This window comes from Flavisericum labens (assembly GCF_045446075.1).
GTDB classification, from domain to species: Bacteria; Bacteroidota; Bacteroidia; order Flavobacteriales; family Flavobacteriaceae; genus Flavisericum; species Flavisericum labens.
Genome location: NZ_JBJJBQ010000001.1, coordinates 443,406 through 455,247, shown reverse-complemented (window position 1 = coordinate 455,247; position 11,842 = coordinate 443,406). Strand labels below are relative to the sequence as shown.

At 36.7% G+C, this 11,842-nt stretch carries 8 protein-coding genes and 1 pseudogene; 3 read left to right on the top strand and 6 right to left on the bottom strand.

What is annotated here, in order from left to right; genetic code table 11:
• Positions 1-96 precede the first annotated feature (96 nt).
• The 4 genes and pseudogenes from arfB to pnuC form a co-directional block, all read right to left on the bottom strand.
• A complete protein-coding gene (gene arfB / locus ACIEHO_RS02000; protein WP_406968112.1) occupies positions 97-504 on the bottom strand; it encodes an alternative ribosome rescue aminoacyl-tRNA hydrolase ArfB in 408 nt (135 codons plus the stop codon).
• Positions 505-507: 3 nt separating this feature from the next.
• Positions 508-2,055 carry a DUF4301 family protein gene (locus ACIEHO_RS01995; protein WP_406968110.1) on the bottom strand — a complete coding sequence of 516 codons (1,548 nt, stop codon included), beginning with the start codon at positions 2,053-2,055 and terminating at the stop codon, positions 508-510.
• Positions 2,056-2,069: 14 nt separating this feature from the next.
• Positions 2,070-2,624 (bottom strand): annotated as a pseudogene (locus ACIEHO_RS01990) (AAA family ATPase).
• Complete coding sequence (gene pnuC / locus ACIEHO_RS01985; RefSeq protein ID WP_406968108.1) at positions 2,585-3,217, bottom strand: nicotinamide riboside transporter PnuC; 633 nt, start codon at positions 3,215-3,217, stop codon at positions 2,585-2,587. The pseudogene ACIEHO_RS01990 and the gene pnuC overlap by 40 nt, the downstream one beginning before the upstream one ends.
• Before the next feature lie 222 nt (positions 3,218-3,439).
• On the opposite strand from pnuC, the gene ACIEHO_RS01980 reads away from it, so the two are divergent.
• From ACIEHO_RS01980 to ACIEHO_RS01970, 3 genes are all read left to right on the top strand, one after another.
• Positions 3,440-5,539, top strand: a complete 2,100-nt coding sequence (locus tag ACIEHO_RS01980; protein WP_406968106.1) for a rhamnogalacturonan lyase family protein — start codon at positions 3,440-3,442, stop codon at positions 5,537-5,539.
• Between the two features lie 257 nt (positions 5,540-5,796).
• Complete coding sequence (locus ACIEHO_RS01975; RefSeq protein ID WP_406968104.1) at positions 5,797-7,593, top strand: rhamnogalacturonan lyase; 1,797 nt, start codon at positions 5,797-5,799, stop codon at positions 7,591-7,593.
• A gap of 15 nt (positions 7,594-7,608) precedes the next feature.
• Complete coding sequence (locus ACIEHO_RS01970) at positions 7,609-10,437, top strand: sugar-binding domain-containing protein (protein ID WP_406968102.1); 2,829 nt, start codon at positions 7,609-7,611, stop codon at positions 10,435-10,437.
• A gap of 4 nt (positions 10,438-10,441) precedes the next feature.
• On the opposite strand, the gene ACIEHO_RS01965 is transcribed toward ACIEHO_RS01970, so the two are convergent.
• Positions 10,442-11,164, bottom strand: coding sequence for a phosphoglycerol geranylgeranyltransferase (locus ACIEHO_RS01965; protein ID WP_406968100.1), 723 nt, complete (start codon positions 11,162-11,164; stop codon positions 10,442-10,444).
• Positions 11,165-11,791 carry a 4'-phosphopantetheinyl transferase family protein gene (locus tag ACIEHO_RS01960; protein ID WP_406968098.1) on the bottom strand — a complete coding sequence of 209 codons (627 nt, stop codon included), beginning with the start codon at positions 11,789-11,791 and terminating at the stop codon, positions 11,165-11,167.
• Between the last annotated feature and the right edge of the window lie 51 nt (positions 11,792-11,842).

Sequence of the window (11,842 nt, the reverse complement as noted above, 5' to 3'; positions counted from 1 at the left end):
TTGAGAACGGTGCAAATGTAGCAACCAATTATCAATTAATAAAGCTTTCTTGAAACTATTTCCTAAAAAGAAAATCACTGAACCTAATCTGTTTTTTTAATCAACGCTAGGTTTCTTTCTATTCTCTTTTTTTTCAGAATGATTACGCTTATTTTTTAACCGTTTCCGAATAGCTGATTTTGGAATTTTGGTTGGCTTTCGTCTTTTAGGTTTTACTAAATTTGATTTAATCAAGTTTAAAAAACGAGCAAGCACCATATTTTTATTTTGATGCTGACTTCTACTTTCATCGCATTGCAAAACTAAAACTCCATCTTTAGTGAGTCTATTCTGAAGCTTGTTTTGAAGCCTGCTTTTTTGCTCTTCATTAAGTACCAAAGAGTCTTTCAAATTAAAAGTTAACTCCACTTTTGATGATACTTTATTAACATGCTGCCCACCACTACCCGAGCTTCTTAAGGCCTTGAAAGTTAATTCTTTTATTAATTGATCTACACTAAACATAATCTACACTTGGTGCGCCGGTTTAAGCAAATCGTTCACCGTTTTTACCGGATTGAAGGTTTCAACGGGTACCTCAACAAAAATAGAATTCCAATGCGCCATACTACCATTCCACAGTCCCGGAAGCTCCAAAGCTTGAATATCTATTCCGTTTTGTGTTTTCATGGTGACAAAAGCAGCCTCAGGATCTACAAACTTTTTAAGATCAAACTTTTCTCCTTTATAATTTTTTACAGCACAAACCAAATCGGTTGGGTTAAAATGCGTAGCCTTGTACACCAATTCCTGTTGTCCTTTTTTACTGAAGTTTATTTGCGCAAATTCCACAATTTGCAATGAAATTTTTCCGTCTTTATCTTTAACCCAAAAAGGGCCTCCACCAGGCTCCCCTTCATTTTTAACCATACCGCAAACGCGCATAGGTCTATTAAATTTTTCTTTTAAAAATTCAACTTTCTCATGATTAGCGAACCCTTCAACTTCTGCCGGAACAGGCTCATTTAAGCGAAATTTTAAAAACAGAAGCATAATTTTCAAGTCGGCATCTTCAAGATGACCTTCATCCAATTTATTGAGATATGCAAACACAGTCTCTTGAGCTTCGAGTAAAACTCCTGCCAATAACTTTTTATATTTTGAAACTTCAATATTTCGTTGAGAAACAACGATGTTGTCAATATTCTTTATAAAAATGAAATCGCTATCTAAATCGTTCAAATTTTCCAATAAAGCTCCATGGCCGCCCGGTCTGAACAAAATTGAGCCGTCTTCATTTCTACAAACTTCATCTTTAGTAGTTAGCGCAATGGTTTCGGTAGCTTCTTTTTGATAAGAAAACGACACATTAAATATTGTATTTGTTCTTCTTTCAAGCTCTTCTTTTATTCTATTGAACTCTTTTGTAAAATACACGTGATGCTTTTCAGACACCGTAAAATGCAAGTTGGCTTGACCACTTGATGAAGCATATAAAGTAGATTCGAACAAATGCTCTTGAAATGCTGTAATAGCAACATCTTCATACTTATGATAAAGTAAAAGCCCTTTTGGCAGAAAACTATAATTTAAACCATTTTCATCAAGCATGGTTTTCACAAATTCGTAATATTTTTTGGAATCAATAAGCGAGTCATAATCAGGCTTAGTTTCCTTTAATTTTGAAATCACTTCCTCATAAAACGGAAAGTCTTTTAACTTTGTTATAAAAGTTTCAATTAAGTCGTCGCTGCGCCCTTCAATATATCCTTCAATGGTATCTTTCTCAGGATTAAAATTCTTTAAAAACTTAAACAAGAATTTAAACATTCTGGTAGCAGCACCCGATGCCGGCACAAACTTTATAAGATTTAAATTATCTCGTTTTTGTTCAAAACCCTTTATAAATTCTTCAATATCTGAATTACTATAGCGCTCTATGCCCTTTCCAATGGTTGCAGCCGACAATAAATTTGAATAGGTCATCCCATTTTTTATACGACTTACTTGTGCATTTACTCGATCTACTGGAATACCTTTATCTCTTATTCGTTTTATATCGTTATCAGAAAACATTCTTTTTATTCTTTTTATAATTTATTTATGTGTTTTACCGCCGTATCGAAGCACTCTTTTTTACTTCCTTTGAGTAGTATGTATGGGCTTTTGGTTTTTAATAATTCACGCTTAAAAGCTTCAAACATTTCATTGCGCTGCATAGGCCTATCGCGAATATCATCAGCTTACCATGGGGTGTCAATATAAGTTAAAAAATACAAATTGTAAGAATTCATCGATGCATACTTCTTTATAACCTCTGGACAGACACCGGAGTAAAATACCTCAGAGTACACTTTTGTTTCTAATAAATCGGTGTCGCAAAATAAAACGCTATTGGCTTTCTTTGCCAACTCGTTTTCAAGTTTCATTTGCCCTTCCGCTATGGGAACCAAATCTTGAATTTCGCAAGTTTTACCTTTATTAGCCCATTTATTTTGAAGATACTCTCTAGCATATTCTGGCACCCAAACCGTATTGTAGTATTTGGCCAACTGCTTTGAAAGCGTCGTTTTTCCAGTAGATTCGGGACCGAACAAAACTACTTTTATACAGTTTGCAAATTCTTGTTTAAGGTCTTTCTCCATGCTTTATAACCATAAATAGCAATAATAGTAAACAACAAATATTGAAATGATGTAAACATCAAACCCTTGTAGAAATATAATGGCACAGAAATGACGTCGCCAATAATCCAAAATATCCAATTTTCAACTTTCTTTTTGGCCATTAACCACATGCCAACAAAAAATAGTCCCGTTGTTATTGTATCAATATAAGCCACCCAGCTCGTCCATTTATCAAACCAATCATAAACTAAATAAACAAAAAATAGTGTTGCCAAAAATACACCCACCATTAATTTTTTCTCATTTAATGTAGTTTTGGTAATTGGGGTTAAATGGGTTTCATCAATTTTACGTGTCCAAACATGCCAACCATAAATACTCATAATAAAGTAGTAAGCATTAATCAACATATCACCTAACAGAGCGTAAATCCATAATATATATACAAAAATAGCAGTACTGATAATTCCAGTAGGATAGACTAGAATATTTTCTTCTTTAGAAAACCATACGCTTAAAAACCCAAAAAAAACACCTATAAACTCCAAAATAATGAGGTGTGTTGGCACGTCTTGATATTGCGAAAACATCCAATCGAAAATAGAGGTCATAGATTCTGTTCTTTTATTTAATTCAAACTACTATCCGCAAATCTAGCATTCTAAATATTAACCATGGAAGAACAGGATGGTATTTTTTAACTTTAAGGTTATTTTTATCCTTTATAAAAAACTTTGAAAATGCAAAAAAAATACTTCTCTCAAATCTTAGTGACAAAAACTCTTGTTTTTTGCTTATTACTTAACTCTTTTGCTTCTTTTGCCCAAAGGCAAATGGAAAAATTAGACCGAGGTGTTTTAGCCATAAGAATCGACGGATCCCATGTCTCAGTAAATTGGCGAATTTTCGGTACTGAATTTGAAAGCGCCTCATATAACGTTTACCGAGGGGGCACCAAATTAAATTCAACCCCAATTACGGGAGCAAGTAATTATATTGACGATAAAGCTTTTTTTCCTGGCTCGTATAGTGTTGCCGCAATTATTGATGGCGAGGAACAAGAACGTTCTGAAGCCGTAGATCCTTGGGATGACATTTACAAAACCATACCAATTACTGCTCCTACAGGCGGAACAACCCCAGACAATGTAACATATACCTATGAAGCCAATGATGCCTCGGTAGGTGATTTAGACGGTGATGGACAATACGAAATTGTTTTAAAATGGTACCCGACTAATGCAAAAGATAATGCACAAAGTGGTTACACCGGAAACACAATCCTACAAGGCCTTGAAATGGATGGCACCGTATTATGGACCATAGATTTAGGAAAAAACATAAGATCTGGAGCCCATTACACCCAGTTCATGGTTTACGATTTGGATGGAGATGGAAAAGCGGAAATAGCATGTAAAACGGCCGATGGCACAACAGATGGAACCGGAGACATTTTAGGCAATGCTAGTGTAGATTACCGCAATAATACAGGTCGTGTTTTAGCTGGCCCCGAATATTTAAGTATTTTTTCAGGAGAAACAGGTGCTTTCATAATAAAAGATGAGCCCTATGACCCACCAAGGGGAAACGTTTCTAGTTGGGGTGACGATTACGGCAATAGAGTAGACCGATTTTTGGCATGCGTGGCCTATCTCGACGAAGATCGCCCAAGTGTTATTTTTGCCAGAGGCTACTATACCCGAACAGTTTTAGCAGCTTATGATTACCGAAATGGCACACTTACAAAAAGATGGGTCTTCGATTCTAATGTTGAAGGTAGTCAATACGAACACCAAGGAAACCATAGTGTAACTGTTGGTGACGTTGACCAAGACGGAAAAGACGAAATTATATATGGATCTTTAACAGTTGACGACGATGGATCACCATTTAGCTCCACCGGGTATAAGCATGGAGATGCGAGTCATCTTGGTGACTTCGACCCTAGCAGCCCCGGTTTGGAATATTTCACATGTCACGAATCCGCTGGATACGGTGCGGACACGCCACTAGGAAGCTTTGGTAATTTAAGGACTAATTCGATCCCAAAAGCTGATTTTCGTGGTAACCAACTCGGTACAATTTATTGGCAAATAAACCAAAATAGTGGCACTGCAGATATCGGTCGGTGTATGATAGCAGATATTGACCCCAATCACCCAGGTGCGGAAGCTTGGGCATCAGATGGCACAGGTATACATGACATTAACGGTAATGTAATTTCCACAACTTACCCAACAACTGCAGGAAATGGTTCATCTTTTAATATGGCAGCTTGGTATGACGGCGATCTATCAAGAGAACTGGTTGACAGAACTGTTATAACCAAATGGAACGGCAGCGGTACAGATAGGGTACTAACAGCATACAGTTATGACAACCTTGAATTGGCGAGTAATAATGGCTCTAAATCCAATCCATGTTTAATCGCTGATATTATTGGTGATTGGAGAGAAGAAATTATTTGGAGAACATCCGATAATACAAACCTAGTAATCGTTTCATCTACAGATTTACCCTCAGAACGTATTTTTACATTAATGCACGACCCTGTTTACAGAACCAGTATAGCATGGCAAAATGTAGCTTACAACCAACCCGCACACACAGGTTTCTTTTTAGGCACAGATATGCAAACACCTTCTGCTCCAAACATTTACCTAGCAGGAGAAGGCGCATTATCTACAGACGACAAGCTTTCTAACAGTACCTCTCAAATAAAATTGTATCCAAACCCAACTACAGGAATGGTTTATTTTGGTGGAAATAACATAGAAACTATTGAGGTCTATAACAATCTAGGGGAATTGTTAATTCAAAAATCCGCTAATAACATTAAAAGTGTAGATTTAAAAGGTTATTCCACAGGAATGTACTTTATAAAGGTGAAGAAAGACAACAAAACGCTAACGGCCAAAATATTCTTAAAATAAAAAATTAGTTAGCAATAAACCGGATTCTTTCTTATAAGAATACTAAATAGAACGAAGCATTTTAACAAAAACATTTTTTGTTTATTAGTTAATGTTTTTAATTCAATTTAAACCTTGAAGCTATTATACTGTCTTAATAATGTACACCATTTTTAACAATTAAGAAGTAACGAAAAAATCCAATTTCATTGTTTACAAAAAAACTATTATTGTTTATTGCTTGCAGTTTTTCATTATTTGCTTTGGCTCAAAGACAAATGGAAAATTTAGATCGAGGCGTTTTGGCAATTCGAACAACTCCAAATGAAGTTTTGATAAGTTGGCGCATACTTGGTCCAGAGTTTGAAAATGTTTCTTACAATATTTATAGAGGAAAGATTAAATTAAACAACAAACCTATTTCAGGCGCCAGCAATTTTGTTGACGAAACAGATAAAAATTCCGCATATAGTGTTTCGGCAATTATTAAAGGAAAAGAACAAAAAGCAAGTAAACCTGTAAAAGTCTGGAATAATATCTACAACAAAATCCCGATTTCGCCTCCACTTGGAGGTACAAGTCCAGACGGAAGAAATTATACTTATAGAGCTAATGATGCGTCTGTTGGTGATTTAGATGGCGATGGACAATACGAATTGGTCTTGAAGTGGCAACCGTCAAACGCACACGACAACGCTCATCACGGGTATACAGGCAATACTATTTTGCAAGGTCTAGAACTTGATGGTACCGTACTTTGGAATATCAATTTAGGGAGAAACATCCGTTCTGGTGCCCACTACACCCAGTTTATGGTTTACGACCTTGATGGTGATGGTAAGGCAGAATTAGCATGCAAAACTGCCGATGGAACAACTGATGGTGTAGGAACCTTTTTAGGCGATGATAGTGCCGATTATAGAAATAAAAGAGGGTATGTTTTAAATGGACCAGAATTTTTAAGTGTCTTTTCAGGAGAAACAGGACAATTTTTAGCGACAACAAATTATATTCCTGAAAGAGGAAACGTTTCCGATTGGGGGGATAAATATGGAAATCGTGTTGACAGGTTTTTGGCTTGCGTTGCTTATTTGGATGGGAAACGTCCAAGTTTAGTTTTTTCTAGGGGCTACTATACGCGCACCGTTTTAGCTGCCTATGATTATAGAGATGGAAAGCTAACCAATCGTTGGGTTTTTGACAGTGACAAAAAGGGAAATGAAGCCTATTACGGTCAAGGCAACCATAATATTGCAGTGGGCGATTTAGACGGAGATGGCAAAGACGAAATACAATTTGGATCATGCGCCATTGATGACAACGGAACTGGGCTTTATTCAACGGGGCTTGGACATGGAGATGCCAGCCATTTAGGCGATTTTGACCCTTCCCGTAAAGGTTTGGAATTCTTTATGCCTCATGAAGTGGCTAACGGAACAACCATTCCCGCAATTGATTTTAGAGAAACTAAAAAGGGCAACATTATATGGAGTGTTAATGGCAAAGGTGATATTGGGCGTGGGGTAACGGCTGATATTGACCCCAATCACCTAGGTGCTGAAAGTTGGGCAGTTAATGGTTCAGGAATACATAACGTTAAAGGCAAAGTCATATCAAATACATACCCAACGGCAGGAAGACGAGGCGGTAGTTTTAATATGTTTGCATGGTGGGATGGCGATTTACTTCGCGAAATAGTTGACAAAACAGTTATTACAAAATGGGATGCCAATACCCAAAGTACAAGCATGCTACTAAAAGCATATAACTACGACGGTATGCGCTTAAGAAGTAACAATTGGACCAAATCGAATCCCTGTTTAATTGCTGATATTCTGGGCGATTGGCGCGAGGAAGTGATTTGGAGGAATGAAAACAGCACCGAATTGGTCATTTTCTCAACCCCCTACCCAACCGACCAAAGGATTTTTACCTTAATGCACGACCCTGTTTATCGATTGAGTATAGCGTGGCAAAACGTGGCATACAACCAACCTGCTCATACAGGGTTTTATTTGGGTGTTGGAATGAAAAAACCGAAAGCTCCTAAGATTTATTTGACAAAAAAGCACTAAACCATGTCGAAACATATGAAATTTTGGAGTTTATTAATTCTTGCGACTACTTTTTTTCAATGTTCCCAACAACCTGAGCATATAAATTTAGCTGGTAATTGGACTTACAAACTTGACAAATACAATATTGGCATTAAAGAAAAATGGTTCAATCTAAAATTTAAGGATTATATTGAGCTCCCCACAGCATTGCGTGATAAGGGTATTGGTGAAAACCCAACCTTAACCACAGAATGGACAGGCAGTATTTACGATAGCACATGGTTTTTAAATCCTGCCATGAAAAAATACCGAAAGAAGGACAGTTTAAAATTTCCGTTTTGGTTAACTCCCAATAAACATTATTTAGGTGCGGCTTGGTACCAAAAAGAAGTTGAAATTCCTGAAAACTGGAGCAACAAAACCATTTCGCTAACATTAGAGCGGCCGCATTGGCAAACGCAAGTATGGCTTGACAGCATTTATATGGGTGCGGATAACAGCTTGTCGGTGCCGCATAAATTTGCCACAAACAAAGCAATAACTACTGGTAAACATACATTAACCATTCGGATAGATAATGCCATTCGCAATTTAGATGTTGGTATTAATTCGCACAGTATTTCAGACCACACACAGGGCAACTGGAATGGTATTGTTGGTGGCATAAAACTTTCTGTTAAGAACTGGAATTGCATTGAATTAGTAAAATTAACACCAAATATTTCAGATAAATCTGTTGAAGCTAGAATTGTTTTAGATAAACCGGCCGAAAACCTATCAGCAGACATCAAAATAAAAGGTCTCAACCACCAGCAAAGCTTTGATGTTCTCAATTTTGAATTTGATAACGCTTCAAATGAATTATTAGCAAGCGTTCCGATGGGTGACAATTTTAAAATGTGGAGTGAGTTCAACCCTAAAATTTATCAATTAGAAGTCGACTTAAGGAAAGGAAACAATACAATCGACACTAAAAAAGAAGTGTTCGGTATGCGCGAGTTTACAATCACAGGCACACAATTTAAAATAAACGATACGTTTATTTCATTACGTGGTACAACCGAATGTAGTGTTTTCCCTTTAACAGGTTATCCACCAACCGATGAGGCCTCTTGGGAACGGATATACCACATCTGCAAGTCGTTTGGTTTAAACCACCTACGTTTCCATTCCTATTGCCCACCAGAAGCCGCTTTTATAGCTGCCGATAAAGCTGGTTTTTACCTGCAGATAGAAGGTCCAAGTTGGGCAAAATATTCCACTAGCTTAGGCAGAGGAAAACCAATAGACAAATATTTAATGGAGGAAACAAAACGCATAATTGACACCTATGGTAACCACCCTTCTTTTTGTATGATGGCTTACGGAAACGAGCCTTCGGGAAACTACGTACCATATCTTGAAAATTGGGTTGAACATTTTAAAAAATACGACCCACAACGTGTATTTACAGGAGCTTCAACAGGAAAGAGTTGGGCTATTATAGAAAATAGCGATTTTCTTGTGCGCGCCGCTCCTCGTGGTCTAAACTGGAAAAATGAACAACCTCAAAGTATTTTCGATTATAGAGACAAAACCGAAAGCCAAAACCGCCCTTACGTTACTTTTGAAATGGGACAATGGTGTGCTTACCCTAATTTTAATGAAATAAAAAAATACACTGGTCCGTTAAAAGCTAAAAACTTCGAATTGTTTCAGGAAGATTTAGCAGACCATCACATGGGCAATCAAGCGCACGATTTTTTAATGGCTTCGGGCAAATTGCAAGCCTCTTGTTATAAGCAAGAAATTGAAGCGACATTGAGAACACCAAATTTAGCTGGTTTTCAGTTGCTTAGTCTAAACGATTTTTCTGGCCAAGGGACGGCACTAGTTGGTGTTTTAGATGCCTTTTGGGATGAAAAGGGCTATGTTTCAGCAGATGAATTCAGTAGTTTCTGTAATGCCGTTGTACCTCTGGTAAGGTTGCCCAAATACACCTTTTCGAACACCGAAAATTTAACGGCAAAAGTGGAGGTTGCTAATTTTAGCGGTGGTATTTTAGAAAGCCCAAGACCGAAATGGAAATTACTTGATGACAGCAATACAACTGTTCAATCTGGATATTTAAAAAGTAATGCTATACCAATAGGAAAAGGAAACGAATTAGGGACCATTGATTTGCCGCTTGGTTTTGTAAAAAAAGCCTCGAAATTCATCTTAAAAGTTCAGGTTGGAGATTACAAAAACCAGTGGAATATTTGGGTTTATCCAAATTCACTAGAAAAAACTAAAACTTCAAACATTCACATTTGCAAAACTTTAGATGAAAAAGCCAAACTAATCTTAAATAAAGGTGGCAAGGTTTTACTTTTAGCCGCCGGAAAAGTTGAAAACGGCAAAGACATAATACAGTACCAAACAACGGTGTTTTGGAATACTTCATGGTTTAAAATGCGTCCACCGCATACCACTGGAATTTTAATTAAAAATGAGCATCCTGTTTTTAATGATTTTCCAACAGATTATTACAGCGATTTACAATGGTGGGAAATAGCCAACAGACAGCAAATAATGAATCTAGAATTTTTCCCGCCTGACTTCAAGCCAATTGTACAGCCCATCGATACCTGGTTTTTAAACCGAAGGTTAGCTATGCTTTTTGAAGCAAAAGTTGATGGCGGCAACCTTATGGTCTGCAGCATTGATTTGGATAAAAATGAAGTTAATTTGGTTTCAAAGCAACTGTATAAAAGTATTTTGGGCTATATGAACTCTGATAGTTTTAAACCTAAAAAAGAAGTTGATTTAAGTGTAATAAACGAATTGTTCGAGAAAAAGGAACGTGAAGTTTGGAACTCATATGTAGCGGGAAAACCTTAAAATTTCAGGTTAATTCCTCAAAAAAAGATTCGTCGTTCTCAAAAGCATTACCAATAACCACCAAATCAGCTCCAGCTTTATAAGCAGCATCCAAATACTTTTTACTTCTAATTCCACCACCAACGATTAACGGAATTTGCAGTTCCTTTTTAACTAGATTAATTATCTCAGAAGTTATTGGGTGCAATGCACCGCTGCCCGCTTCTAGATAAATGAGTCTCATTCCAAGTAATTCTCCCGCTTTTGCGGTATCAACAATTTTTTGAACGTGATTCCTCGGAACGGGTAAGGTATCAGTGACACGTTGTACAGCCGTTTCTTTACCATTTTCAATTAAAATATACCCCGTTGGAATCACTTCAAGTTCTATATGGCGTAGTTTAGAAACCGCTTTAACTTGCTTTTCTATTAAATAATCAGGGTTTCTACCCGAGATTAAGCTCAAAAACAACAGTCCGTCTGCTTTCTCGGTAATTTGCGATACATCTCCAGGGAATAAAATTACCGGTAATTTTGTATGTACTCTTATTTCAGCAACTAAATGGTCGGTGGCATTATCATCAACCGTACTTCCTCCAACAAAAATGTGTGTTGCTGTAGATTGGTTTACTTTTTCAATAAAGCCCTTGATATTTGAAAGTTTAAACTTATCAGGATCTATCAAAACGGCTAACAGTTTTTTCCCTTTTGAAACAGCTCTCAATATATTGTTGTAAACCGCTTTCATTTATGCAATCGCGTAGGCACAAGTAAACCCTTCAAATTCTAAAAACTCAACATTATATCGGCTCTTTTTGTTTTCATAATCGATCCAAGCAACCGTTTCATTTTCATCATCTGAAACTGGGATAACCAAACAGTGTTCCTTAAAACTTAATCCTGGCGTAGCAAACAACTTATACAACGATTCTTTCACACACCAAATAACAGTGAGTTTTTCTATATAATCACCATTCTTTTCATCAAGATAATCATTTTCATAATCAACAAACTTACTGGCAATTATCTGGATTTTATCCCTTTGCTTTTCAATATCAATTCCAATTATTGATTCACTGACTATAATAGCTGAAAAATTAAATGAATGGGTTATCGATATTTGCTTACCATCCTTTAAATGTGGTTTTCCGTTTTCATCATAAAACAAATCCGAATCAGCATATCCAAACTCCTGTAACAACCGGCGTACACTTAAAAAACCACGTTGATGCATTTCGCTCTTCATACCCAAAACACGATTTAAACTCTCAGTTTTTAAATTTACCGACTTCATCAAATCATCAAAAGATTCGGTTATCTTCCAGATTTTAACACTAGTTTGTAAGTTTGGCCTAATGGTTTTATAAAGTGGCATTTAGTATTCTGAAAGTTATTGATTATCTTTGCACCGCCTAATACAGCTCAA